The 26,417-nt window shown below is 65.3% G+C and carries 22 protein-coding genes and 1 pseudogene; 14 read left to right on the top strand and 9 right to left on the bottom strand.

All coding sequences use genetic code 11. The annotated features are described in order from the left end of the window. Positions 1–152 precede the first annotated feature (152 nt). Complete coding sequence (locus tag B0E46_RS12905; RefSeq protein ID WP_217316348.1) at positions 153–653, top strand: hypothetical protein; 501 nt, start codon at positions 153–155, stop codon at positions 651–653. A 357-nt stretch (positions 654–1,010) separates the two neighbouring features. On the opposite strand, the pseudogene B0E46_RS12900 reads toward B0E46_RS12905, so the two are convergent. Further along, positions 1,011–1,470: pseudogene (locus B0E46_RS12900) on the bottom strand (transposase); the annotation flags it as partial. A 50-nt stretch (positions 1,471–1,520) separates the two neighbouring features. Between B0E46_RS12900 and B0E46_RS12895 the strand changes: the two are divergent. The 10 genes from B0E46_RS12895 (at position 1,521) to B0E46_RS12850 (ending at position 16,648) form a co-directional block, all read left to right on the top strand. Continuing rightward, entirely contained in the window at positions 1,521–1,661 is a 141-nt protein-coding gene (locus tag B0E46_RS12895; RefSeq protein WP_217316347.1) for a hypothetical protein, read from the top strand. Positions 1,662–1,865: 204 nt separating this feature from the next. Beyond that, the gene (gene zwf, locus B0E46_RS12890; RefSeq protein ID WP_077556190.1) at positions 1,866–3,287 is read left to right on the top strand and encodes a glucose-6-phosphate dehydrogenase; all 1,422 of its coding nucleotides are present in this window, start codon (positions 1,866–1,868) and stop codon (positions 3,285–3,287) included. Next, entirely contained in the window at positions 3,281–3,994 is a 714-nt protein-coding gene (locus tag B0E46_RS12885) for an HAD family hydrolase (RefSeq protein WP_077556189.1), read from the top strand. Before zwf ends, B0E46_RS12885 begins: the two co-directional genes overlap by 7 nt. A gap of 35 nt (positions 3,995–4,029) precedes the next feature. Then, complete coding sequence (gene tal, locus B0E46_RS12880) at positions 4,030–5,133, top strand: transaldolase (protein ID WP_077556188.1); 1,104 nt, start codon at positions 4,030–4,032, stop codon at positions 5,131–5,133. Further along, on the top strand, positions 5,130–6,794 hold the full coding sequence (gene pgi, locus B0E46_RS12875) for a glucose-6-phosphate isomerase (RefSeq protein ID WP_077556187.1): 1,665 nt from the start codon (positions 5,130–5,132) through the stop codon (positions 6,792–6,794). Before tal ends, pgi begins: the two co-directional genes overlap by 4 nt. Positions 6,795–6,804: 10 nt before the next feature. Continuing rightward, complete coding sequence (gene pgm, locus B0E46_RS12870) at positions 6,805–8,451, top strand: phosphoglucomutase (alpha-D-glucose-1,6-bisphosphate-dependent) (RefSeq protein WP_077556186.1); 1,647 nt, start codon at positions 6,805–6,807, stop codon at positions 8,449–8,451. Positions 8,452–8,552: 101 nt separating this feature from the next. Then, positions 8,553–10,601 carry a transketolase gene (gene tkt, locus B0E46_RS12865; RefSeq protein WP_077556185.1) on the top strand — a complete coding sequence of 683 codons (2,049 nt, stop codon included), beginning with the start codon at positions 8,553–8,555 and terminating at the stop codon, positions 10,599–10,601. 211 nt (positions 10,602–10,812) lie between these two features. Continuing rightward, on the top strand, positions 10,813–12,321 hold the full coding sequence (locus B0E46_RS12860; protein ID WP_077556184.1) for an efflux transporter outer membrane subunit: 1,509 nt from the start codon (positions 10,813–10,815) through the stop codon (positions 12,319–12,321). Between the two features lie 82 nt (positions 12,322–12,403). Next, positions 12,404–13,564 (top strand): efflux RND transporter periplasmic adaptor subunit, encoded by a 1,161-nt coding sequence (locus B0E46_RS12855; RefSeq protein ID WP_077556183.1) that lies wholly within the window; start codon positions 12,404–12,406, stop codon positions 13,562–13,564. Positions 13,565–13,573: 9 nt separating this feature from the next. Beyond that, positions 13,574–16,648 (top strand): efflux RND transporter permease subunit, encoded by a 3,075-nt coding sequence (locus B0E46_RS12850; protein WP_077556182.1) that lies wholly within the window; start codon positions 13,574–13,576, stop codon positions 16,646–16,648. A 66-nt stretch (positions 16,649–16,714) separates the two neighbouring features. On the opposite strand, the gene B0E46_RS12845 is transcribed toward B0E46_RS12850, so the two are convergent. Then, positions 16,715–17,470 carry a Bax inhibitor-1/YccA family protein gene (locus B0E46_RS12845; RefSeq protein WP_077556181.1) on the bottom strand — a complete coding sequence of 252 codons (756 nt, stop codon included), beginning with the start codon at positions 17,468–17,470 and terminating at the stop codon, positions 16,715–16,717. A gap of 145 nt (positions 17,471–17,615) precedes the next feature. Between B0E46_RS12845 and hemC the strand changes: the two genes are divergently transcribed. Continuing rightward, positions 17,616–18,533: a hydroxymethylbilane synthase gene (hemC, locus tag B0E46_RS12840; RefSeq protein WP_077556180.1), complete on the top strand. Its 918-nt coding sequence runs from the start codon at positions 17,616–17,618 to the stop codon at positions 18,531–18,533. Positions 18,534–18,643: 110 nt separating this feature from the next. Here hemC and B0E46_RS12835 read toward each other — a convergent pair whose 3' ends face one another. Next, positions 18,644–19,459, bottom strand: a complete 816-nt coding sequence (locus B0E46_RS12835; RefSeq protein ID WP_077556179.1) for a DUF481 domain-containing protein — start codon at positions 19,457–19,459, stop codon at positions 18,644–18,646. Between the two features lie 271 nt (positions 19,460–19,730). Between B0E46_RS12835 and B0E46_RS12830 the strand changes: the two genes are divergently transcribed. Beyond that, the gene (locus B0E46_RS12830; protein ID WP_077556178.1) at positions 19,731–20,708 is read left to right on the top strand and encodes a YafY family protein; all 978 of its coding nucleotides are present in this window, start codon (positions 19,731–19,733) and stop codon (positions 20,706–20,708) included. 19 nt (positions 20,709–20,727) lie between these two features. Then, the gene (locus B0E46_RS12825) at positions 20,728–21,678 is read left to right on the top strand and encodes a patatin-like phospholipase family protein (RefSeq protein ID WP_077556177.1); all 951 of its coding nucleotides are present in this window, start codon (positions 20,728–20,730) and stop codon (positions 21,676–21,678) included. A gap of 24 nt (positions 21,679–21,702) precedes the next feature. Here B0E46_RS12825 and B0E46_RS12820 read toward each other — a convergent pair whose 3' ends face one another. From B0E46_RS12820 to B0E46_RS12795, 6 genes are all read right to left on the bottom strand, one after another. Then, a complete protein-coding gene (locus B0E46_RS12820; RefSeq protein ID WP_077556176.1) occupies positions 21,703–22,071 on the bottom strand; it encodes a DUF488 domain-containing protein in 369 nt (122 codons plus the stop codon). 63 nt (positions 22,072–22,134) lie between these two features. Continuing rightward, on the bottom strand, positions 22,135–22,851 hold the full coding sequence (locus B0E46_RS12815) for a glycosyltransferase (RefSeq protein ID WP_077556175.1): 717 nt from the start codon (positions 22,849–22,851) through the stop codon (positions 22,135–22,137). Between the two features lie 143 nt (positions 22,852–22,994). After that, complete coding sequence (locus tag B0E46_RS12810) at positions 22,995–23,864, bottom strand: ParB/RepB/Spo0J family partition protein (RefSeq protein ID WP_174567082.1); 870 nt, start codon at positions 23,862–23,864, stop codon at positions 22,995–22,997. 3 nt (positions 23,865–23,867) lie between these two features. Further along, on the bottom strand, positions 23,868–24,737 hold the full coding sequence (locus B0E46_RS12805; protein ID WP_077556174.1) for a ParA family protein: 870 nt from the start codon (positions 24,735–24,737) through the stop codon (positions 23,868–23,870). Positions 24,738–24,777: 40 nt separating this feature from the next. Next, on the bottom strand, positions 24,778–25,407 hold the full coding sequence (rsmG, locus tag B0E46_RS12800) for a 16S rRNA (guanine(527)-N(7))-methyltransferase RsmG (RefSeq protein WP_077556201.1): 630 nt from the start codon (positions 25,405–25,407) through the stop codon (positions 24,778–24,780). A 171-nt stretch (positions 25,408–25,578) separates the two neighbouring features. Beyond that, a complete protein-coding gene (locus B0E46_RS12795) occupies positions 25,579–26,037 on the bottom strand; it encodes an SPFH domain-containing protein (RefSeq protein ID WP_077556200.1) in 459 nt (152 codons plus the stop codon). Between the last annotated feature and the right edge of the window lie 380 nt (positions 26,038–26,417).

Here is a 26,417-nt window from a genome sequence, read left to right as displayed (position 1 = left end):
CCCGGACAAAGCTTCAAAGATTGTTGTTCAATTGTTGCAAGAGCTGCGCGCCGTGCCTCCGCGCAAAGTATCGTCTAACTACTCGTTCAAGGCGGACGGCTACGCCGCCGCTTAACTCCAGCGTTAGGCCTACTCTCGAACTTTGGTTACACATGAGATTTCTAATCCTTCTCGCCATCTTGCTGTCTCAAGCCGGTTGCACACAAAAGATAGAGGCCTTTTCTCCTGCCTCTGCCGACCACTCAGTCTCGGCCGTCAGCCGCTATCCAAATGCTGTGGTGCCCGCCAAAGTTGGCACTTACAGCGGCCCCGCTAAATCCGGCGCCGGATACTTCTATGATGAGGTTCTTGAGTATCGGGTCTGGCTACATCCTGAGAAAGGCGCCAAGCCACTCGCTGGTGACAAGGATTACTTTGCTGCCTTCGCTCAATACGAGTCAGCCCTAAAATTCTCAGAGACAACACCAGGCGCGGAGCCACCTCTCGCTCTAGTCCGTCAAATCGAGTCAATCAATGAGCCCAGCCCAGGTGTGTACGAGTGGACCAAGGAAGAGCGCATTACTGAATGGCAAGTCGAATGGCTGCTCGACAGTCATCGAGAGCCAGACAGCATTTCAAAGTTCTTGTCCAAGCATGGATCTCCCGGCAAGTAGGCCTAACAATTCCGTAAGAGACTTCCGATCAAGCCCGGGTGCATGAAGCCTTTGCCCTGAGCTTTCGGGCCGCTGCTGGTCATCGTGTTGTCCTGTATTGCGTCGTGCGTGTCAGTGCTTTGCGTGTTGCAACGAATGTCAGACTGCATTTCCGTAATCGGTCTTGTTGAGCCAATGTTGCTGACTCAGACCTGTGTATAAACCGCACCCGAAGACCTCGTTCGTTCATCGGACTGTCCGATGCCCGGGGATCAGCCGACACATCGTTTGGACGTCCACCTAGTTAGTCAGGTTCTCTCCGGGGTGGTCTGACCTGTTGTCTACCGTATCGCGCTGACGTTGAATCGAAACTTTCTTCTAGGCCGCTTGCGCCGCTTCGGTTTGCCGGTGCATGGCCCGTGGCCACCCAGTCGGATGGTTCAGACAGGCATGCGGGTCGTAGTCCACGTCGTGCGCCAGCATCGCCCAGATCTGCCGGGCATGTTTGTTGGCGATGGCCACGATGACCTTGCCGAAGGGCATACGCCCGTCGAGTGTGCGTATCCAGCGCTGCTCCGGCGTGGCCTTCTCGATGGCCACGGCCTTGGCCCGCTGCAGGCTGCTACGCGCGCCCTGGATCAGCAAGGTACGCATCGCCTCGACAGCTGATCTCACCCAATCGTGCATGGCCGCTGCTGGAATGCTGGGTGGGCACCAGCCCTAGCCACGCCGCCATCTGCCGACCCTGCTTGAACTCGCGGGCATCACCGACCGTGGCCACCGCCGCGTCGGCCGTGATCGGGCCGATGCCGACGATCGCGCGCAACCGCACACTCCGCTCGACCTATCAGTAGCGGGAGAGTGAGAGCCGGGACGGAGGCGCAAGTCGTGGAAAGTTCCTTCGTCCGCTTCCCCCGGATGTGGAAGAAGCTTGCCTTCGCGGTGGTGGGTACGCTGCCGCGGGCGTTCCGGCACCAGCGCCTCGGCTTCGTCGATGCCCTGGTCATGTTCATGCAGCTGGCAGGCTGACCGTTCCATCGTCGCAGCTTCCTGCGGCCTACGCGTCGACCGGTAAGCGTGCAGACTTATGCATCGGTTTAACTTCGCTGCGTGCAGGCTGGAAAGTAGACCCGATGTCCGGCATGTTGCAGATTTACACATGCCGCCGCATTGGCTGCACCACGCGCCGCGCCAATAAAGGCGTCCGCCAGCCCCATGGAGAGAACAACCGCTATGCCGATACCCCGCTCGGATGCCCTGGTCTTTTTCGGCGCCACTGGCGACCTCGCCTACAAGCAGATCTACCCTGCCCTGCAGGCGATGATGCTGCGCGACGGGCTGGACCTGCCGATCATCGGCGTGGCGCATTCCGGCTGGAGCCTGGAACAGCTGCGCCAGCGCGCCCACGACAGCCTGGCGCAGGCGGCGAAGCAGCATGGCGGCAACGTCGATGAAGCCGCGTTTGCGAGGTTCTCGGCCCGCCTGCAGTACGTCGATGGCGACTACAACGACCCGGCCACCTTCACTCATTTGAAACAAGTACTGGGCAGCGCCAAGGCGCCGCTGCATTACCTGGCGATTCCGCCGAGCCTGTTCGGCGTGGTGGTGAAAAACCTGCACCAGGCCGGCTGTGCCGACAACGCGCGGGTGGTGGTGGAAAAACCCTTTGGCCGCGACCTGGCCTCGGCGCAGGCGCTCAATCGCACCCTGCACGAGGTGTTCCCGGAATCGGCGATCTTCCGCATCGACCATTACCTGGGCAAGGAGCCGGTGCAGAACCTGCTGTATTTCCGCTTCGCCAACAGCGTGCTCGAGCCGGTGTGGAACAACCGCTATGTCGACAGCGTGCAGATCACCATGGCCGAGCAGTTCGGCGTGGATGGCCGCGGCAGTTTCTACGAGGGCGTCGGTGCGATCCGCGACGTGCTGCAGAACCACCTGCTGCAGGTGACCTCGCTATTGGCGATGGATGCGCCGATCGGCAACGACCCCGCCTCGCTGAATGCGGAAAAGCTGCGGCTGTTCCGCGCGATGCGCCCGCTCGATCCGGCCGAAGTGGTGCGCGGCCAGTTCGACGGCTATCGCCAGGTCGACGGCGTGGCGCCGGATTCCAACGTGGAGACCTTCGTCGCGCTGCGCCTGCACATCGACACCTGGCGCTGGGCCGGCGTGCCGTTCTACATCCGCGCCGGCAAGAACCTGCCGATCACCACCACCGAGGTGATCGTCGACATGAAGACGCCGCCATTGTCGGTGTTCGACGAGATCACGCCGCCGCAATCGAACTACTTCCGCTTCCGGCTCAGCCCCGCGGTGATCATTGCCGAGGGCATGCGGGTGAAGAAGCCGGGCGAGGCGATGCAGGGCGAACCGGTGGAGCTGGTCGCGCATCACCATGCGGCGGTGGAGAAACCGCCCTACGAGCGGCTGCTCGCCGACGCGATGCGCGGCGACAACGCGTTGTTCACCAGCGACGAATGCGTCGAGGCGGCGTGGGCCGTGGTCGACCAGGTACTGCAGCACGAGGGCAACGTGAGCTTCTATGCGCCGGGCAGCTGGGGGCCTGCGGAGGCCGCGCAGATCGTCAGCAGCAGCGAGGGCTGGCACGATCCCGTTCCTGAATCCAGCCCGCCGAAGGCGGACAAGCCATGCTGAGCGACAAAGCCAGCGGCGTCGCTTCTGTCGCCTTCCTGCTCGACGTCGACAACACCCTGCTCGACAACGACCGCTTTGCCGCCGACCTCGGCAACACGCTGGAGCAGGCGTTCGGCGCGGCCGAACGCGACCGCTACTGGGCGATCTACGCACAGCTGCGCGACGAGCTGGGCTACGCCGACTACCTCGGCGCGCTGCAGCGCTTCCGCGCAGGCCTCGACAACGACCCTTCGCTGCTGCAGATGTCGGCCTACCTGCTGGAATACCCGTTTGCCGACCGGTTGTATCCGCACGCACTGGACACCATCGCGCACCTGCGCACGCTGGGCCCGACGGCAATCCTGTCCGACGGCGACGTGGTGTTCCAGCCACGCAAGATCCAGCGCGCCGGCATCTGGGCCGCGGTGCGTGGCGAGGTGCTGATCTACCTGCACAAGCAGCAGATGCTGGTGGCGATGCAGCAGCGTTACCCGGCCGCACATTACGTGATGGTCGACGACAAACCGCAGATCCTCGCCGACATGAAGCAACGGCTCGGCCACAAGCTGACCACGGTATTCGTGCGCCAGGGCCACTACGCCGCGGCGGCGCCGACCGACCTGCACCCGGCGGCGGACCTCACGATCGCGTGCATCGGCGATCTGCGCCGGCGTAAGCTTGAAGACTTCCTGCCAGACACGCCCGTCATCAGCCTGCCGGCAGGCTGAAACAACCCGTATTGAACTTGAGTCATGGAGCAAGCATGAAAGCAACCCGTCAACTGCACGAACTCGGCCAGAGCCTGTGGCTGGACAACATCACCCGCACCCTGCTCGATGACGGCACGCTGGCGCGCTACATCGCCGAGGACTCGGTCACCGGCCTGACCTCGAACCCGAGCATCTTCGACGCCGCGATCGGCGACGGCGATGCCTACGATGCCGGCGTGCATGCCAAGGCGCTGGCCGGGCTGTCCGGCGAAACGCTGTTCACCGAGCTGGCGCTGGAAGACCTGCGCCGCGCGGCCGACCTGTTCCGGCCGATCTTCGACGCCACCGACCGCGTCGATGGCTGGGTCTCGATGGAGGTCTCGCCGCTGCTGGCCGCCGATACCGCCGGCACGATCGCCGCGGCCAAGCAGATCCATGACCAGGCGCAGCGCGACAACCTGTTCGTGAAGATTCCCGGCACGCCGGAGGGCATCCCGGCGATCGAGGAGGCGATCTTCCTCGGCATCCCGATCAACGTGACCCTGCTGTTCTCCTGCGCGCAGTACGTGGCGGTCGCCGAGGCCTACATGCGCGGCATCGAGCGGCGCATCGCCGCCGGGCTCGGTTCGCGCGTGGGCTCGGTCGCCTCGCTGTTCATCAGCCGCTGGGACGTCGCCAGCAACCCGCAGCTGCCGCCCGAACTGCACAACAAGCTCGGCATCGCCGTGGGCCAGCAGACCTATCGCGCCTACCGTGAGCTGCTCGCCTCGCCGCGCTGGCAGAAGCTCGAAGCCGCCGGCGCGCAGCCGCAGCGCCTGTTGCTGGCCAGCACCGGCACCAAGGACCCGGCCCTGCCGGACACGCTGTACATCAGCGCGCTGGCCGCCCCCGACACGATCGACACGATGCCGGAGAAGACCCTGCTCGCGTTCGCCGACCACGGCCAGCTGCATGGCGTGATGGCCGCCGACGGAGGCGACGCCGATGCGGTGCTGGCGCAGATCGGCAAGGCAGGGGTGGATGTGGATGCGCTGGCGCTCAAGCTGCAGGTCGACGGTGCCGCCGCCTTCGTCAAATCGTGGACGCAGCTGCTGCAGCGGATCGCCGACAAGGCCAATGCGCTGGAAGACAAGTCCAAGGGACCGGCCCTGCCATGAGCCAGCCGCCACTCACCACGATGCCGCAGTGGCAGGCGCTGCGGCAGCATTTCGCCACGATCGGCCCGAAGCACCTGCGCGAACTGTTCGCCGCCGACCCGCAGCGCGGCGTACGGCTGACTGTCGAGGATGTCGGCCTGTACCTCGACTACTCCAAGCAGCGCGTCGATGCCGACACGCTGCACCTGCTGCGCGAACTAGCCGAGGCCTGCCAGTTGCCGCAACGGATCGAGGCGATGTTCCGCGGCGACAAGATCAACAGCACCGAAGGCCGCGCGGTATTGCACGTGGCGCTGCGCGCACCGACCACCGAGAAGATCCTGGTCGACGGCCATGACGTGGAACCGGACGTGCACGAGGTGCTGGAACGCATGGCGGCGTTTTCCGAACGCGTGCGCAGCGGCGCGTGGCTGGGCCATACCGGCAGGCGCATCCGCAACGTGATCAGCATCGGCATCGGCGGCTCCGACCTCGGCCCGGTGATGGCGTACGAGGCGCTGCGCGATTACAGCCGGCGCGACATGACATTCCGTTTCGTCTCCAACGTGGACGGCACCGACTTCGCCGAGGCCGTGCGCGACCTCGATGCGGCCGAGACGCTGTTCATCATCTGCTCGAAGACGTTCACCACGCTGGAGACGTTGACCAACGCGCACGCGGCGCGGGCATGGAGCGTGGCGGCGCTGGGCGACGAAAAATCCGTCGCGAAACACTTCGTCGCGGTCTCCACCAATGCCGAAGGCGTCAGCAAGTTCGGCATCGACACCGCCAACATGTTCGGCTTCTGGGACTGGGTCGGCGGGCGCTATTCGATGGATTCGTCGATCGGCCTGTCGACCATGCTGGCGATCGGCGCGGACGGTTTCCGCGAGATGCTGGCCGGCTTCCATGCGATGGACGAGCATTTCCGCCACGCGCCGCTGGAAAAGAACCTGCCGGCGCTGATGGGCCTGCTGGCCGTCTGGAACAACAACTTCCTCGATGCCGCCACGGTCGCCGTGCTGCCGTACGAGCAATACCTGAAACGCTTCCCCGCCTATCTGCAGCAGCTGACGATGGAGAGCAACGGCAAGCACGTGACGCTCGACGGCAAGGTGGTGGACTACAACACCGGCCCGATCTACTGGGGTGAACCGGGCACCAACGGGCAGCATTCGTTCTACCAGCTGATCCACCAGGGCACGCGCATCGTGCCGTGCGATTTCATCGGTTTCGGCCAGACCCTGAATCCGTTGCCGGCACAGGGCGGCGGCGACCAGCACGACTTGCTGATGGCGAACCTGATCGCGCAGGGCGAGGCGCTGGCATTCGGCAAGACCGCGGACGAAGTGCGCGCCGAAGGCACGCCCGAGGCGCTGGTGCCGCATCGCACGTTCGAGGGCAACCGGCCCAGCACGACGATTCTTGCCGCAAAACTCACCCCGCACATCCTCGGCACGCTGATCGCGCTGTACGAGCACAGCGTGTTCGTGCAGGGCGTGATCTGGGACATCGACTCGTTCGACCAGTGGGGCGTGGAGCTGGGCAAGCAGCTGGCCAGGACCACCATCGCCGAGCTCGTCGCCGCGGACGAGCCGAAGCTCGCCCACGACAGTTCGACCAATGCCTTGATCCGCCGCTACCGACAGTTGCGCGACGACGCCATTTCAGGAAAAGCATGAGCCAGAGCACATGAGTCAAATCATCAGTCCACTCGCCGGCAAACCGGCACCGGCGTCGATCCTGGTCGACATCCCGAAGCTGCTCGCGGCGTATGCCGATCTCGAGCCCGATCCGTCGGTGGCCGCGCAGCGCGTGGCGTTCGGCACCTCCGGCCATCGCGGCAGTTCGTTCGATCGCAGCTTCAACGCATGGCACATCCTGGCGATCAGCCAGGCGATCTGCGAATACCGCAAGTCGAAAGGCATCGACGGTCCGCTGTTCATCGGCGCGGATACGCATGCACTATCGCAGCCCGCGTTCGAGAACGCGCTGGAAGTGCTGGCCGCGAACGGCGTGCAGACGATGATCTCCACGGGTGGCGAGTTCACGCCCACACCGGCGATCTCGCACGCGATCCTCGTGTACAACAAAGGCCGCATCTCCGGTCTTGCCGATGGCATCGTGATCACGCCGTCGCACAACCCGCCCGACAACGGCGGCTTCAAGTACAACACGCCGAACGGCGGCCCGGCCGATACCGACATCACCGGCTGGGTGCAGAACCGCGCCAATGCGCTGCTCGAAGGCGGCTTGAAGGACGTCAAACGGATGCCGTTCGCGCAGGCGCGCAAGGCCGCCACGACGCGCGAGCACGACTACCTCAACACGTACGTCGCCGACCTCGCCAACATCATCGACTTCGATGTGATCCGCGGTGCCGGCGTGCACATGGGCGTCGATCCACTCGGTGGCGCCGGCGTGCATTACTGGGCGCCGATCGCCGAGCGCTACAAGCTCGACCTCACCGTGGTCAGCGCGGTGGTCGATCCGCAGTTCGCGTTCATGACGGTGGACTGGGACGGCAAGATCCGCATGGATCCGTCGTCGAAATACGCGATGCAGCGGCTGATCGGGCTGAAGGACACCTACGACGTCGCGTTCGCCTGCGACACCGACCACGATCGCCACGGCGTCGTCACCCGCAGCAGCGGGCTGATGGAGCCGAACCATTACCTGTCTGTGCTGATCGATTACCTGTACCGGCAGCGGCCACAGTGGAGCGCGAATGCCGCAGTCGGCAAGACCGTGGTCACCACCGCGCTGATCGACCGCGTGGTGAAACGGCTCGGGCGCAAGCTGTACGAAGTGCCGGTCGGCTTCAAGTGGTTTTCCGAAGGCCTGTTCGATGGCTCGCTCGGCTTCGGCTGCGAGGAGAGCGCCGGTGCGGCGCTGCTGCGCCACGACGGCTCGGTATGGACTACCGACAAGGACGGCCTGGTGCCGGCGCTGCTGTCGGCCGAGATCACCGCGCGGCAGGGCAGGGACCCCGGCGAGTTGTTCGCGCAACTGACCGATGAACTCGGCAAGCCGTTCGCCGATCGCGTCGAGGCCGCCGCCACGCCCGCCCAGAAAGCCAAGCTCGCGAAGCTGTCACCCGATCAATTGAAGAGCGACCAGCTCGCCGGCGAGAAGATCACGCAGGTGCTCGACAAGGCGCCGGGCAACGGTGCCGCGATCGGCGGCATCAAGGCGGTTGCCGCCAGCGGCTGGTTCGCCGCGCGGCCATCCGGTACCGAGGCGATCTACAAGATCTACGCAGAGAGCTTCAAGAGCGAAGACCATCTGCGGAGCCTGCTGGCCGAAGCGCAGAAGATCGTCGACGCGGCGCTCGTGTAGAAGCGCACCCTGTGCGCGAATGCTCTTGGCATGAGCAACACACCAGAGCATCGCGCACAGGATGTGCTCCTGCATAACCCCAACCATCATCGGAGAAACCCATGTCCACCGAGCTCGACCAGCAATGCATCAACACGCTTCGCTTCCTGTCGGTGGACATGGTGCAGAAGGCCAACAGCGGCCATCCCGGCCTGCCGCTCGGTGCCGCGCCGATGGCGTACACGCTGTGGACGAGGCAGCTGAAGCATCACCCGGCGAATCCGCACTGGCCCGACCGCGACCGTTTCGTGTTGTCGGCCGGCCACGGCTCGGCATTGCTGTACAGCCTGCTGCACGTGACCGGCTACGCACTGTCGCTGGATGACCTCAAGCAGTTCCGCCAGTGGGGCAGCAAGACGCCCGGGCATCCCGAATACGGCCACACGCCCGGCGTCGAGGTGACTACCGGCCCGCTGGGCCAGGGCCTGGCGAACGCGGTCGGCATGGCGATCGGCGAGGCGCATCTGGCCGCGCGCTACAGCCGCGACGGCCATGCCGTGATCGATCACCGCACCTGGGCCATCGTCAGCGACGGCGACCTGATGGAAGGCGTCGCCAGCGAAGCCGCCTCGCTGGCCGGACATCTGAAGCTGGGCAAGCTGGTCTGCCTCTACGACGACAACTACGTCACCCTCGCCGCCGGCACCGACATCACCTTCTCCGAGGATCGCGCCAAGCGCTTCGAAGCGTATGGCTGGCAAGTCATCCACGTGGCAGACGGCAACGACGTGGACGCGATCGGCGCTGCGCTGGAGGCTGCCCGCGCCGATACCGCGCGGCCGTCGCTGATCCTGGTGCGCACGCATATCGGTTTCGGCTCGCCCGAGCAGGACAGCTTCAAGGCGCACGGCTCGCCACTCGGCGTCGAGGATACGAAAAAGACCAAGCAGAACCTCGGCTGGCCGCTCGAACCCGACTTCCTTATACCGGAACCGGCACTGGCGCGTTTCCGCGAGGCGCTCGAGCAGGGCGCCAAGGCGGAAGCCGAGTGGAATGGACGTCTGGACGCCTATGCCAAGGCCTTCCCCGATCTTGCAAAAGAACTGCAGGGTCGCCTGCGCGGCGAATTGCCGGCTGGCTGGGACACGGACATTCCCGTGTTCCCCACCGACGCCAAGGGCCTTGCCACCCGCGTTGCCAGCGGCAAGGTGATGAATGCGATCGCGCCGAAGCTGCCCGCGCTGTTTGGCGGTTCGGCGGACCTCGATTCCTCGACGCACACCAACCTGAAGGGACTCGGCGATTTCAACCCGGCCGCCACGCCGGGACAGGATACCCAGGGTTCCGACAGCGCCGGCTGGAGCTATGCCGGCCGCAACCTGCACTTCGGCGTGCGCGAACACGCGATGGGCTCGATCAGCAACGGACTGGCCGTGCATGGCGGCTTCCTGCCGTATGGCTCGACCTTCCTGATCTTCTCCGACTACATGCGCCCGGCCATCCGCCTCGCCGCGCTGATGGGCGTGCACGTAGTGCACGTGTTCACCCACGACAGCATCGCGCTGGGCGAGGACGGCCCCACCCATCAGCCGGTGGAACAGCTGGCCAGCCTGCGCGCGATCCCCAACCTCACCGTGATCCGTCCCGCCGACGCCAACGAAACCGCGATGGCCTGGAAGGTCGCGGCGCAATCGGAGAAGCATCCGGTACTGCTGGCGCTGACCCGACAGGATCTGCCCACGCTCGACCGCACGCGCTATGCCAGCGCGGACGGCGTGCGCCAGGGCGCCTATGTGCTGAGCGACGCGAAAGACGGCAAGCCTGCGCTGATCCTGATCGCCAGCGGTTCCGAAGTCGCCCTGATCCTCGCCGCCGCCGACCAGCTGCAGGCCGACGGCATCGCCGTGCGCTGTGTGTCGATGCCGAGCTGGGAGCTGTTCGACGCGCAGCCGCAAAGCTACCGCGACCAGGTGCTGCCGCCGAATGTGCCGGCACGTCTGGCGGTGGAACTGGGTGCGTCGCAAGGCTGGGATCGCTACGTCGGCGCGCACGGCGACATGCTCGGCATCGACCGCTTCGGCGCCTCGGCGCCGGCGGGGGTGTTGCTGCGCGAGTACGGCTTCACTGTCGAGAACGTGGTAAAGCGGGCCCGCGCGTTGCTGCAGCGCTGATTCCGGCGGATTGCCGACCGGCGCGCCTGGACCGGCAACCGGTCCGGTGCTGTCGGCGGAGTTGGACTGGCCCCGCTGCACGACGGGTCACTGGCGTGAACCGTTTTGTCCACAAAGCGGCCCAGTGACGCCCGTGTCCATCGCCATATATATCTGAACTTATCGGTATGTTATTGTCCTGGCCGGCTTCCACCCTGCCCAGGCCATTCCCTTGTCCAGTCACCCGTCCGACCTGAAGGCCGCCGTACTGCGCGGCCGCGCCCACGCGCTGACCGTGCTCATCGGGCTTTCCGTCGCCGGTTGTGCCGTCGGCCCCGACTATCACCGCCCGGATGCTCCACCGGTGAATCGTTACACCGCGCAGCCGTTGCCCGCCGCCACGGTATCGGCCAAGGCGGCCGATGGCGATGCGCAGCGCTTCATGCAGGGCCGCGACATACCCGCGCTCTGGTGGACCACGTTCGACAATGCCGAACTGACCCGCCGGGTGGATACGGCATTGAGCCACAGCCCGTCGATTGCCTCGGCCCAGGCCGCTTTGCGCCAGGCGCAGGAAAGCGCCAACGCGACCCGCGGCGGCCTGTTTCCGTCGGCGGATGCCGCCGCCGGCGCCACCCGCGAGAAGGAATCGGCGATCCAGTCCTTTGTTCCCGGCGGCCTTGGCCCGTTTACCGTCTACAACGCGTCGGTCAGCGTGGGCTATACGCTGGACCTGTTCGGCGGGGTCCGCCGCGGCATCGAGGCACAACTGGCGCAGGCGGATTATCAGCGCGCCCAGCTCGACACCACCTATTTGACTCTCGCCGCCAACGTGGTCACCGCTTCGCTGCAGGAGGCCTCGCTGCGCGAGCAGCTGCGCGCGACCGAGGACATCCTGGATATTCAGCGCAAAAGCCTGAGGATCGCCGAACAGCAGCAACAGATCGGGGCGAAGTCGCTGTCCGACACGCTGGCCGTGCGCACGCAACTGGCCGCCACCGAAGCCACCTTGCCCCCGCTGCGCGCCCAGCTCGCCGCGACCCGCAATCAGCTGGCGACCTACCTGGGCACTACGCCGGCGCAACTGGAGTTGTCGCCGCTGACTCTGGATGCGATCAGCCTGCCGCAGGACATCCCGGTGAGCCTGCCTTCCAGCCTGGTCGAGCAGCGCCCGGACATCCGCGCGGCCTCCGCCCAGCTGCACGCGGCCTCGGCCGGGGTCGGCGTGGCCACCGCGGCGATGCTGCCGCAGATCACGCTTTCCGGCAGTGCCGGCTCACAGGCGCTGAGCGCCGGCGACCTGTTTTCCGCCGGCACCGGCGCCTGGTCGCTGGGTCTGGGCCTGACCCAACCGCTGTTCCACGGTGGCGAACTGCTGCACAAGAAACGCGCCGCCAAAGCTGGCCTGGACAAGGCCGTGGCTGACTGGCAACAGACCGTGCTGGTCGCCTTTCAGAACGTCGCCGATTCTTTGCAGGCCCTGCAATACGACGCGCAAGGGCTGGCCGCGCAGGCGGTTGCCGAAAGCGCGGCGTCGCAACAACTGGAATTGACCCGCCAGCAATACCAGGTGGGCGCCACCAGCTATATCAACCTGCTCGATGCCCAGCGCAGTTACCAGCAGTCGCGTATCGCGCTGATCCAGGCACGCGCCGCACGGCTGTCCGATACCGCCGCGCTGTACGCCGCCCTTGGCGGCGGCTGGCGCAGTGATACCCAGATAGCCAGCCAGAAGCCCTAGCTCGATCAACGAGTGCGAACAGGATGTCCGCTTTTCGACTTTCGCGATCGTGGATGATCGCAATAACCCAAGGAGTTCGCGCATGACCACGCGCGTCGACAAAAAGCCCAGCACCACCAAACGCATGATCTGGATGATCGCGGGGGTCCTGCTGCTGATCGTGCTGATCGCCGGCATCAAGGTACTGCTGGTGGTGCGCATGATCCACAGCATGCCCAAGCCGGCGCCGTTCACGGTGAGCACCACCATCGCCAGCGAACAGCCATGGCAGCCCGCGCTGAGTGCCGTCGGCACACTGCGTGCAGCCAACGGTGCCGACCTGGCGATGGAGGTGGCCGGCCTGGTCACCGCGGTCAACCTGAAATCCGGCCAGGATGTGAAACAGGGCCAGGTGCTGCTGCAGCTGCGCGACGACGACGATGTGGCCCAGCTGCAACAACTGGAAGCGACCGCCCAGCTGTCCGGGCTCACCTTCGAGCGGGCGCGCAAGCAGCTCGCGGTGCAGGCGATCAGCAAGGCCGATTACGACACCGCCGCCGCCGACCTCAAGGCGAAGCAGGCTGCGGTAGCGCAGCAGAAAGTGGTGGTCGCCAAGAAGCAATTGCGCGCCCCGTTTACCGGCCGCGCCGGCATCATCACCACCAGTCCCGGCGACTACCTGAGCGCCGGCACCACGGTGGTGACCGTGCAGCAGCTCGATCCCCTGCTGGTGGACTTCTACGTGCCGCAGAGCGAGCTTGGCCGGTTGCAGGTGGGCCAGGCGGTGAAGCTGAAGCTGGACGCCTATGCCAGCCGCGGCTTCAGCGGCAAGCTCAGCGCGATCAACCCCAAGGTCGATCTCAACACGCGCAATGTGCAGGTCGAGGCGACCGTACCCAACCACGACAAGGCGCTCACTCCCGGCATGTTCGCCAAGGTCAGCGTCGACGTCGGCAGCCAGCAGCGCCAGCTGACCCTGCCGCAGGCGGCGATCGTCTACAACCCCTACGGCGACACGGTGTACGTGGTGCAGCCATCCAAGGGCAAGGATGACAAGGGCCAGCCGCTGCCGGCCACGGTGAAGCAGACCTTTGTCACCCTGGGCGAGACCCGCGGCGACCAGGTGGCGATCCTCAAGGGCATCGAAGCCGGCACCGTGGTCGTGACCAGCGGCCAGATCAAGCTGAAGAACGACTCGCCGATCGCGATCGACAACAGCGTGCAGCCTGCCGACAGCGTCAACCCTGCGCCGCAGGAGCACTGAGCAAACACCATGAAATTCACCGACCTGTTCATCAACAAGCCGGTGCTGGCGGTGGTCGTCAGCCTGCTGATCCTGGTGCTCGGCGTGCGCGCCGTCAGCAGCCTGACCGTGCGCCAGTACCCGAAGACCGAAAACGCCACGGTCACCGTCAGCACCGCCTACTACGGTGCCGACGCGCAGACCATGGCCGGCTTCGTCACCCAGCCGCTGGAACAGGCGATTTCCCAGGCGCAGGGCATCGACTACCTGTCCTCCAGCAGCGTGCAGGGCGTGTCCACCATCACCGCTACGCTGCGCCTGAATTACGACGCCAACCGCGCCCTGACCGAGATCACCACCCAGGTCAACTCGGTGAAGAACCAGCTGCCGCCGGAGGCGCAGCAGCCGGTGCTGAACGTGCAGACCGGCGAAACCATCGACGCGATGTACATGGGCTTCTACAGCGATGTGCTGCCCACCAACAACATCACCGACTACCTGGCGCGGGTGGTCAAGCCCAAGCTCGATTCGATCGATGGCGTGCAGACCGCCGAGCTGCTGGGCGCACGCCAGTTCGCCCTGCGCGCCTGGCTCGACCCGGCCAAGATGGCCGCGCATGGCATCACCGCCAGCGATGTGAACACGGCGCTGGCCTCCAACAATTACCTGGCCGCGGTCGGCTCCAGCAAGGGCCAGGCGGTGACGGTGGACCTGACCGCCAACAGCAACCTGCATACAGTCGACGAGTTCAAGCAACTGGCGATCAAGCAGGTCAACGGTGCGATCGTGCGCCTGCAGGACGTGGCCACCGTCTCGCTCGGCTCGGACAGCTACGACTTCAACGTGGCCTTCAGCGGCAAGCGCTCGGTCTTCATCGGCATCAAGGTCGCGCCCGACGCGAACGTGCTCGACGTGGCCAAGCGCGTGCGCGAGGCGTTCCCCGATATCCAGAGCCAGCTACCCAGCGGGCTGACCGGGCAGATCGTCTACGACGGCACCGAGTTCGTGAACAGCTCGATCAACGAGGTGGTCAAGACCCTGGTCGAGGCGTTGCTGATCGTCACCCTGGTGATCTTCCTGTTTCTCGGCAGCCTGCGCGCGGTGATCATTCCGGTGATCGCGATGCCGCTGTCGCTGGTCGGCACCTTCTTCGTGATGCTGGCGCTGGGCTACTCGATCAACCTGCTGACCCTGCTGGCGCTGGTGCTGGCGATCGGCCTGGTGGTGGACGACGCCATCATCGTGGTGGAAAACGTCGACCGGCACATGAAAGAGGAAGGCAAGACGCCGTTCCAGGCGGCCTTGCTGGCCGCGCGCGAGCTGGGCGGACCGATTCTGGCGATGACCGTGGTGCTGATCGCGGTGTATGTGCCGATCGGCTTCCAGAAGGGCCTGACCGGCGCACTGTTCACCGAGTTCGCCTTCACCCTGGCCGGCGCGGTGACGGTATCGGCGGTGATCGCACTGACCCTGTCGCCGATGATGTGCTCGAAGTTCTTTCGCAGCGAGCAGGAGAACAACCGCTTCGTGCAGTTGATCGACCGCCAGTTCGAGCGTGTGCACCACGGCTACCAGCGCGTGCTGCACAACGTGCTCTCGACCAAGTCCGTGGTGATCGTGATGGCCTGCCTGCTGTTGCTGGCCACCATCGCGCTGGGCATGACCGCGAAGTCGGAACTGGCCCCCGAAGAAGATCAGGGCATCGTGGTCGGGCAGCTGGTCGGCGCACCCAACGTGACCGCGCAACAGATGAACGTCTACGCGACGCAGATGTTCGACTTGTCCAAACAGTTGCCGGAATACCAGCAGATGTTCCAGCTGACCGGCGTACCCACCATCAACCAGGGCATCGGTGGCGTGCTGTTCACGCCATGGAGCCAGCGTCACCGCAGCGCCCACGAACTGCAGCAGGTGCTGCAGCAGAAGTGGAATGGCATCGCCGGCGGCAGGGTGGCGGCCTTCCAGTTCCCACCGTTGCCGGGCGCCTCGGGCCTGCCGATCCAGGTGGTGATCACCACCACCGAGCCGTTCGAGAACCTCAACGATGTCGCTACCCAGGTCCTGCAGAAGGCGCAGGCCAGCGGCAAGTTCTACTTCATCGACTCCGACCTCAAGGTGGACAAGCCGCAGAGCACGGTCAGCCTCAATCGCGACATGATCACCACGCTGGGGCTGACCCAACAGGATGTCGGTGCCGCACTCGGCTCGGCGCTCGGCGGCGGCTACGTCAACTACTTTTCGATCTCCGGCCGCTCGTACAAGGTGATCCCGCAGGTATTGCAGGTGGACCGGCTGAACCCGGATCAGGTATTGAACTACTACATCCGCGTGCCGGATGGCTCGGTGATCCCGGCCTCGACCGTGGCGAAGATCACCAAGCAGGTAGTACCGCAGTCGCTCAACCGCTTCCAGCAGTTGAACTCGGCCACGATCTCCGGCGTGAGCGGGATGTCGCAGGGCGAGGCACTGGCCTATCTGCGCGACCTGGTGAAGCAGGTTGCACCGACCGGCTACAACGTGGACTACTCCGGCCAGTCGCGGCAGTTCACCCAGGAGTCCGGCGGTTTCGGCGCGACCTTGCTGTTCGCCGTGATCATCGTGTTCCTGGCCCTGGCCGCGCAGTTCAACAGTCTGCGCGATCCGGTCGTGATCCTGGTCTCGGTGCCACTGGCACTGTTCGGTGCGCTGATCTTCGTCAACCTCTTCACCAGCCTCAACATCTATACCGAGGTCGGCCTGGTGACCCTGATGGGCCTGATCAGCAAGCACGGCATCCTGATCGTGCAGTTCGCCAACCAGTCGCAACTGGAGGGCATGTCCAAACGCGAGGCGATCGAACACGCCGCAGCGGTACGCCTGCGGCCGATCCTGATGACCACCGCGGCGATGGTGCTGGGCGTGCTGCCGCTGGTGATCGCCTCCGGCGCCGGCGCGGCAGGGCGCTTCAACATGGGCCTGGTGATCTCCACCGGCCTGGCCATCGGCACCGTGTTCACCTTGTTCGTGGTGCCAGCGTTCTACCTGCTGCTTGCCGCCGATCACCATGGCGGCAAGCCGTCGGACGATCCGCGGCTGGCGGGGCCGGAGTCGACCGTGCAGGCTTGAGCAACCGACAGAAGATAAGGCGCGGGTGACCGCGCCTTTCTTCTTGCAGCATCCGGCAACGATCGCCTAGTTGCGCGATTGCAGCTTCGACAGCAGCCGCAGCAGTTCCAGATACAGCCACACCAGGGTCACCACCAGCGCGAACGCGCCATACCACTCCATGTACTTCGGTGCACCGGCATTGACCCCGGTTTCGATCATGTCGAAGTCGAGGATCAGGTTCAGCGCCGCGATCACCACCACCACCGCGCTGAATGCGATACCGATGCCGCTGTGGCCATTGATGAAGCCCATCGAGTGGCCGAAGAAGCCCATCGCGAAATTGGCCAGGTACAGCAGCATGATGCCGCCGGTGGCGGCAACGATGCCGAGCTTGAATTTCTCGGTGGCCCGGATCAGCCCGCTGCGATACGCCAGCAACAGTGCCGCCATGGTGCCGAAGGTCAATCCCACCGCCTGGATCACGATGCTCGGATAGCGCATCTCGAAGATCGCCGACAGCGCACCGATGAACACGCCCTCGGCAAGCGCATACAGCGGTGCGGTGATCGGCGCCCAGGTTTTCTTGAACGAGGTGACCAGGCCCACGATCAGGCCACCGATCGCGCCGCCGAGCACCAGCGGGAGCATCGCCGGCATGCTGGCCGGACCGCTGAACTGGCTCCAGCTGTACATCGCCCCCATCAGCACCAGAATCAGCAGGAAACCGGTCTTGTTGACCGTGCCGTTGATCGTCATCGCCTCGTCACCGCGTGCGACGACTGCGCCACTGGCGGCGTCGAGGAAGGTGTTCTTGTTGAGTGCCGGGTTGCCGCTTTGCATGGAATGTCTCCCGTGAAATGCCCACCATCGTAGCCACCACACCATCGACATGACAGCATGCTGCGCCGATACGCCGCGCGTGGCGCGCTACTGGCATGCACAAACTACGCGACAATATGACCCAGCCCAATGCCGCGGAGTTCCGATGAATCCCTCCACCCTGCGTATCGCCACCCGCAAGAGCGCACTCGCGCTGTGGCAGGCCGAGCATGTCGCCGCCCTGCTGCGCGCGGCGCATCCAGGGCTCGCGGTGGAGCTGGTGCCGATGAGTACCCGCGGCGACGAGATCCTCGACCAGTCGCTGGCAACGATCGGCGGCAAGGGACTGTTCTTGAAGGAGCTCGAGGTGGCGATGCTGGAAGGCCGCGCCGACCTGGCGGTGCATTCGCTGAAGGACGTACCGGCCGAGCTGGAACCGGGTTTCGTGCTGGCGGCGATCCTGCCGCGCGCGGATGCGGCCGATGCCTTCGTCAGCAACCACTCTGCGGATCTTGCCGCGCTGCCCCATGGCGCCCGGGTCGGCACTTCGTCGCTGCGGCGGCAGGCGCAGTTGCGTGCGCTGCGGCCGGATCTGGTGCTGCTCGACCTGCGCGGCAATGTCGGCACGCGGCTGGGCAAGCTCGATGCCGGCGACTACGACGCGATCGTGCTGGCCTGTGCCGGGCTGGAACGGTTGGGGCTGGCCGCTCGCATCCGTGCGCGGCTGACGGCGCCGGACTGGCTGCCGGCGCCGGGCCAGGCGGCGATCGCGGTCGAGGCACGCGAAGGCCACACCGGCGTACTGAGTTTGCTGGCGGCACTGGACGACGCCGATACCCGGCTGACGATCAGTGCCGAACGGGCGATGAACCAGGCCCTCGGCGGCAGCTGCACGGTGCCGGTCGGCGCCTGGTGCGTGCTGGGCGAACATGGCCTGCACTTGCGTGGCATGGTCGGCGATGCGGCGAGCGGCCGGCTGCTGCATGCCGAGGCCAGCAGCCACGGCGATCAGGCGGCCGCACTGGGTCGACAGGTGGCGGCGATGCTGCTCGCCCAGGGCGCAGGCGAGCTGCTCGGCTTCTGACGGGGAACAAGTGCGAAAAGGCCCGATGCTCTGGCCGTTCCCCCTTCCCAGACAAAACGGCCCCGCAGCTCACGCTGCGGGACCGCTTCAGCCAACCATGATCAATCGACTCAGAAGCTGTAGACCAGGTTGGTGGTGGCCAGCGTATCCATCTTCTTGATACCCGGCAGCACGTCGCTGTTGTGGCGTACCTGGAAACCCACCTTCAACGCCAGCTTCTTGGTCATGCTGACCGCCAGGCCGGCATCGTTCTGCAGGTAGGTGTTCTTCGAACCCGCTTCCATCAGGAACGTGTCCTCGAACGAGGTGTTGTCCGAGATCTTCAGCTTGTAGTTGACCAGGCCACGGGCCACCAGCTCGTTCTGGGTCGACTGCTGCTGCGGCACCAGCACGCTGTCCACCACGATGTCGACGTTGGCCGGGCGGTATTCCTTGTAACCCGGGCCGATTTCGAACGACAGCTCGTTGCGCTCGTCCTTCAGCGCGATGTAGCCGTAGCCGAGCGAAATCACGCCCTGCCAAAGGTTGGCGCCGAATTCGTCGTGCTCGTAACGGGCGGCACCGACGATGTAGCTGCGCTGGTCGAACTTGTAGCCGACCGAGGCGCCGGCGTCATAGCGGTTGGCGGTGGTGTTGAACTCGTTGACCGTGTTGCCGGAGGTGTCGACCACCTTCAGCTGGCTCTTGGCACGCAGCGCGTCGAGGAAGAAGTTGTTCTTCCACTGGTCGTTTTCCTGGCTCAGGCCAAGCTTGGCGTTGATGTTCTGCGAACGCGTGTTGCCGGTGGCGGACGCGAAGCCGAACTCGCCCGAGCCGGTCCAGCCCCCATTGTTGCCGGCCGTGCTGGCGTTGGTGCTGTCCTGGGCCTGCACGGCAAAGCTCGCGAGAGCCGTCAGCAACAGGCCGGCAATCAAGGTCTTTTTCATCGGGGCAGTCCATTTGTTAATTAATAGTGATGCGTACCTTAACGATTTGGCTTGAACACCCAATGAACGTTTGGTGGTGCGGTTCAGGCTGCTCTGTGATTTCAGCTTGGTCGGCAGCGCCATTGGCAAGTGTCCTCGACACAGGCATTGTTCCGGGATCGGCGAGCACACCTACGGCAGCCCATGCTTGCGGCGCAATGCATGGCTTGCGGCCACCACGGCTCGCCACCATGCTACATGGCGCCCTTTCCCACGATATGCCGCCGAATCCATGGATCGTTACGAACGCATACTGACCCTGCACCGCCTGCTGAAATCAGCGCACTACCCGGTTCCGCTGTCGCGCCTGCTCGGCGAACTGGAGTGCTCGCGCGCCACGCTGTATCGCGACATCGCGTTTCTGCGCGATGCATTGCGCGCACCCATCGAAAGCGCCGGTGGTGACCAGGCCGCGTTCCGCTATGAACTCGGTGAGGGCGAACGCTTCGAGTTGCCGGGACTGTGGCTCACCTCCGACGAGCTGTCCGCGCTGCTGGCCCTGAACGAGCTGATCAGCCGCTCCGGTCCCGGCGTGCTGGCCGGTGCACTGGCCCCGTTCAAGGCACGCATCGAGGGGCTGCTGTCCGATCAGGGCAGCGGCAAGGCGTTGCCGATCGAGCGCATACGCGTGATTCCCTGGGGTGAACGCAAGCTGGACCAGCAGGTATTCCGCATCGTCGCCGGCGCGGTGCTGGAACGGAAGCAGCTGCGTTTCCGCTACCGCGCGCGCACCACCAATGCCGACAGCCATCGCACCGTGTCGCCGCAGCGGCTGACCCATTACCGCGACAACTGGTATCTGGACGTGTGGGATCACGACCGCGAGGCGTTGCGCAGCTTCGCGGTGGACCGGATCGCCGAGGCGCATGCGCTGGATGTCGCGGCCACCGATGTCGCGGAAGGCGATCTCAACGAACTGCTCGCCTCCAGCTACGGCATCTTCGCCGGCAAGCCGAAGGCGTGGGCGACCATCCGCTTCTCCTCGCACGCCGCACGCTGGGTCGCCGACGAGCACTGGCATTCGCAGCAGCAGGGCGCCTGGCTGCCGGACGGTCGCTACGAACTCAAGGTGCCCTATTCCAATTCCAAGGAACTGCTGATGGACGTACTCAAGTACGGCCCGGATGCGGAAGTCGTGGCACCGTTGCCGCTGCGCGAGGAGATGAAAATCCTGCTGCAGCTGGCGCTGGGCGGCTACCAGCATCCGTAGGCATGAGCGAGGCGTCGCGATGAGTCACACCGATATCGCCGATCCCAGCGCCGCCCCGGCCGATGCCGTGGTACCGCGCAAGCCCTCCATCGCACTGGCACTCGGGGCTGGCGGTGCGAAGGGCTTGGCGCATATCGGCGTGATCGAGGAGATCGAGGCGCAGGGATTCCAGATCACCGCCATCGCCGGCACCTCGATGGGCGCACTGATCGGGGGCGTGTACGCGATGGGCAAGCTCGACGTCTATCGCGACTGGGTCTGCACACTGGCCAGGCTCGATGTGTTCAAGCTGCTCGATTGGACGTTCTCCGGCGGCGGCCTGATCAAGGGCGAACGGATCATCGGCACGCTGCGCGAACTGATCGGCGACGTCCGCATCGAGGAACTGCCGCTCGCTTTTACCGCGGTCGCCACCGATCTCGATCGCGAACGCGAAGTGTGGCTGACCCGCGGCTCGCTGTTCGACGCGATCCGTGCCTCGATCTCGATTCCAACAGTGTTCCGGCCTTACACGATCGGCGAGCGCCGACTGCTCGACGGCGCCTTGCTCAACCCGGTGCCGGTCACGCCGCTGATCCGCGACCCAGCCGACTACCTGTTCGCCGTGAGCATGGATGGTCCGGCGGAGCTGGCGCCCGTGGCGACTCCCGCAGATGATCCCGTCGACGAGACCAGCTACCGTCACCGCCTCGGCGAATTCTTCGGCCGGCTGCTGCCGCACAGCGAAGGCAAGCCACGCGAGCCCGGCGCCTGGGATCTGCTCAACCAGTCGATGGACCTGATGCAGGCGAACCTCTCGCGCCTGCGCCTGGCCGCGTACGAGCCGGATCTGCTGATCCAGCTGCCGCGCAACGTGTCGACTGCATATGAGTTCTACCGCGCCCGCGAACTGATCGAGCGCGGTCGCGCGCAGACGCGTGAGGCGCTGGCGCACTGGTCGAAATCGGCGACACCGCAGCGCCAGCCCTGAACGCCTTCTCCGGATTCAGCTGCGTCAACGCGGACCATGCGTGCGCAACCAGTTTTCCAGATACGACTTCAACGCCACTGCGTTGTTGTGCTCCTCGTCGTGCGCGCCGTAGAGCAGGGTGACCACATGCCGCGCCGCACGCTCGGCCAGCGGCCGCCAGTGTTCGGCCGCAGCATCCAGCTCGGTGGCATAACGGTGGCGGAAGCCATCCCAGCGTGCCGGCTCATGCCCGAACCACTGGCGCAACGCGGTGGAGGGCGCCAGCTCCTTCGCCCACTGATCCAGCGACACGGCTTCCTTCTTCAACCCGCGTGGCCACAGCCGATCGACCAGCACGCGATACCCGTCGGCTTTCGCGGCCGGTTCGTAGACACGTTTGACGGCAATGCTCATGACTGGCCTCCGGCAAGGAGATCCCCAGCATACGACGGCCGGATCAGCCCGACGTGATCCGGGTCAGAGTTCCTCGACCTTGGTCACCTTGCCACGCCGCATCAGCCACGCCACGCCGCGCAGGTCGGCCAAGCCAACCCACAGCCGGTCCAGCATACCGTACTTGGAAACGCCGGCGGTGCGCGGGCGATGGCTGACCGGCACGCTCTGGCTCTGGAAGCCGGCGCGCTTTACCAGCGCCGGCAGGTAGCGGTGCATGTGGTCGAAGTAGGGCAGGCGCAGGAACACTTCGCGCTCGAACAGCTTCAGGCCGCAGCCGGTATCCGGCGTGGCGTCCCGCAGCATGCGCGAGCGCACCGCGTTGGCGATCTTCGAGGAGATCCGTTTGTTGAAGCTGTCGCGGCGGGTGGTGCGCCAGCCGGCGAACAGTCGCGTCTCGGCAGCGGCCTTGTCGCGCGCGGCGAGCAGGTTGGGAATGTCGGCCGGGTCGTTCTGGCCATCGCCATCCAGCGTGGCGATCCACGGCGACTGCGCCGCGCGCACGCCGTTCCACACCGCGGTGCTCTGCCCGCTGCGGGTGACGTGGTGCAGCACGCGCAGCTCCGGATGCGTGGCTTTCTGCGCAGCCAGCACGGCACGGCTGTCGTCGCTGGAATCGTCATCGATGTAGATGACTTCGTAATCGACCTTGCCGCGCAGGGCGGCGGCGATTTCCGCCAGCAGCGGCGGGATGTTGTCGCGTTCGTTGAAGACGGGGACGACGACGGAGAGTTGCGGCATGGGGGAGGCCTTGAATATCTACGTGAACGTGAAGCGTGTGGCGGAGCGAGGAGCGAGTGGAGAGGAGTGAGAAACGAGAGAAGGCATTCAAATACGGCATGCCCGCGCGCGCGTTTCTCACTCCTCTCCACTCATTTCTGCCCTCAACGGATCTTGCCGAGGATGCCTTCCAGCTCGTCGTTGCTGTGGTAATGGATCACCAGCTTGCCGCGGCCGCCGCGGCCCTGCGCCAGTTCGACGCGGGTGGCGAAGCGCTCGGCCAGTTCGCGCTCGAGGTCGGCGATGTTCGGGTCGCGCGCCGGCGCGCTTTTCGCCTTGCCTTTCGGCGCCTGCTGCGCGCGCCGCGCGGCTTCCTCCAGCTCACGTACGCTCCAGCCATGCCGCGCCGCTTCCAGCGCCAGACTCTCGGCTTCGCGTTCGGGCAGGGTCAGCAGGCAGCGGGCGTGGCCCATCTCCAGCTTGCCCTCGTCCAGCAGTTTCTTGATCGAGGCGGGCAGTTCGGTCAGGCGCAACAGGTTGGATACGGCCGCGCGCGAACGACCCACCGCATCGGCGGCCTGCTGGTGGGTGAGGTCGAAATCGTCGATCAGTCGCTTCAGCGCATCGGCCTCTTCCAGCGGGGTCAGGTCCTGGCGCTGGATGTTCTCGATCAGCGCCATCGCGGGTACGGCGGCTTCCGGCACCACCTTCACCAAGGCCGGCAGCTCGGCCAGCTGCGCGCGTTGCGCGGCGCGCCAACGGCGCTCGCCGGCGATCAACTCGTAGCTGTTCTTGCCGATCGAGCGCACCACCACCGGCTGGATCAGGCCCTGCGCCTTGATCGACGCGGCCAGCTCGTCCAGCGCCTCGTCATTCCAGTGCCGGCGCGGCTGGTACTTGCCCGGCTGGATCTGCTGGATCGGCAGCATGCGCAACTCGCCCTCCTGCCCGATCACCGACGGCGCAGCCTCGCCGTCGCCACCGAGCAGGGCATCGAGCCCGCGTCCCAGTCCACGTTTTTTCGCAGCAGCCATGCTTTATTCCTGATGGTCGGCGACCGGCGTCTCGAGGATCTCGTCGCCGTCGTCGTGCATTGGTGGTTCGATGCCGGCGCCCGGATCGGCGTGTTCGGCGCGCGGCGGCAAGCCGCGCTCGCGCCGGATCACTTCGCCGGCCAGGCCGATATAGGCGATCGCGCCGCGCGAGCTGCGATCGTACAGATGGATCGGCTGGCCGTGACTGGGTGCCTCGGCCAGCCGCACATTGCGCGGAATGATCGAGCGCAGCACCTTGTCGCCGAAATGCTGGGTGAGTTGGGCCGAAACCTCGTTGCCCAGGTTGTTGCGCACGTCGTACATGGTGCGCAACAGGCCTTCGATCTCCAGGTTCGGATTCAACCGGTGGCGCACCGCCTTGATCGTTTCGAGCAGGCTGGACAAGCCTTCCAGCGCGAAATACTCGCACTGCACCGGAATCAGCACGCCATCGGCGGCGGTCAGCGCATTCAGCGTGAGCAGGTTCAGCGACGGCGGGCAATCGATCAGGATGGTGTCGTACTTCGCGCCGACCTTGGCCAGCTGCTCCTTCAGTCGATGCTCGCGTGCCAGCGCATCCATCAGCTTCAGTTCGGCGGCAGTGAGGTCGCCGTTGCCAGGCAGCAGGTCGTAGTGTCCCTCGGTCGAGACCACCGCCGCCACGATCTCGACCTCTTCCAGCAACACCTCGCAGCCGCTCGGCTTGGCGTCGCGCTTGTTGATGCCCGAGGCCATCGTCGCGTTGCCCTGCGGATCCAGGTCGACCAGCAACACCCTGCGCTTCGCGGCAGCCAGCGCAGCGGCAAGATTGACGGCAGTGGTGGTCTTGCCGACGCCGCCTTTCTGGTTGGCGACAGCGATGATGCGTGCCATGGATGGATAGCTACCGTACGCGGGAGAGGGTTAGTGTAGATCAGACGCGGCCGAGCACCAGCAGATGACGCTCGGCCGGCAGTCCCGGCACACTCAGTTCATGCGTGCTGCGCAGCGCGAAGCCGGCCGGTATGCCCGGCAACTCCTCATCCGGCCGCTTGCCCTTCATCGCCAGCCAGGTGCCGCCCGGCGCCAGCAGGTGGCCGCCCCAGCCGAGCATGTCGGCGAGACTGGCAAACGCACGCGCGGTGATGCAGTCGTACTGGCCCTCGACGTCCTCCACCCGCGACTGTTCCGCGCGCACGCCATCGAGCTTCAGTGCGCGGATCGCCTCGCGCAGGAAGCGCACCTTCTTGCCATTGGAATCGACCAGCAGGATTTCCCGGCCCGGTGCGGCGATGGCCAGCACGATGCCTGGCAGGCCGGGACCGGTGCCCAGGTCGGCCAGCGTATCGCCTTGCACATACGGCAGGATCGCCAGGGAATCGAGCAGATGGCGCGTGATCATTTCCGCCGGATCACGCACGGCGGTGAGGTTGTATGCCGCGTTCCAGCGCTCCAGCAGCGCCTGATAGTCGAGCAGCCGTGCCACTGCCCCGGCCGGCAGCGCCAAGCCGAGCGTGCTGATGCCCTGTTCCAGCCGGGCCTGCAAGGCGTCGCGCGCTGCCATGGTGCTTTCCTGTGCGTGTTTGGGGCCGGCAGTATCGGGGCCGGACGGCGACGATGCCAGCGGGTCATGCCTGAAGCAAGCCGGCAAAAGAAAACCCGCCGTGGCGGGTTTGAAGGTTTACCAATCCCCTGTGGCGTGGGCGCTCTCGGTCGCCCTGACGCGATTCATTGCTCAGGCCGCATCAAGCTCGACCCGGGTCACCATCATGCCGCGCTCGCGCAAGGCCTGGTTCAGCGACTGCTTCAGGCGCGCCCCCAGATCACGGCGATCGGCGCGCTCGACTTCCGCTTCTCCACGCAGGGCTTCCTGCGCGCCACGACGGATCAACTGGTCGACCTGCTCGAACACCGCATCGGCGCGCTCCGGCTCCAGCACCTGCCAGTACACCGTGCCACGCAGGTCATGCGCATCGGCGAGCGGCTCCTCGAAGCGCAACGTCTGCCCCGCCAGATTGATCTTGTGCGCCACCCGGTCCAGCAGCGGCAGCACCAGATGTGTTCCCGCCTGCAACAGGCGCACCGGCTTGCCGTGACGGTACAGGCTATGCACCTGGCCGTCCGGCACGCGCCTGATTGCGCTGGCGATCAGCGCGACAGGCAGCAAAAGCAGCAGTGTCAAAAGAATCATCATGATCAAAAACATCAACTTGCTTTGGGTTTCTTCAACTTTCTTGGGAACTTGATATTACAGCCGCTTGAGCCAGCGAAGATTAACCTTCATTTAACGGCAAAAAGGCTTTCTTAACAAGTGGCAGAGTCCGCTGAAAGTGGGACTCTACCCGCAGATCCGACGGTAACGACCGATCGATCCATGGCTTGGTTCCACTCCCGCGCTGTTACGTTGCCGTAAATGCATCTCCGGCCCACCCTCTGCCTGCCACACGGGCGATGACTCGTTTGGCCAGCCAGGATTTCAGCGATACGAGGAGCCAGCCGATGGCGCTGCGTGCCATACACGGCCACAGGCATGCGCATGACCAGGCGCACGCGCACCCTCGGCGCCTTGCTGCC

Source organism: Rhodanobacter sp. B04 (genome assembly GCF_002001125.1).
In the GTDB taxonomy this organism is placed as follows: Bacteria; Pseudomonadota; Gammaproteobacteria; order Xanthomonadales; family Rhodanobacteraceae; genus Rhodanobacter.
This window is presented reverse-complemented; position numbering and strand designations above follow the sequence as displayed.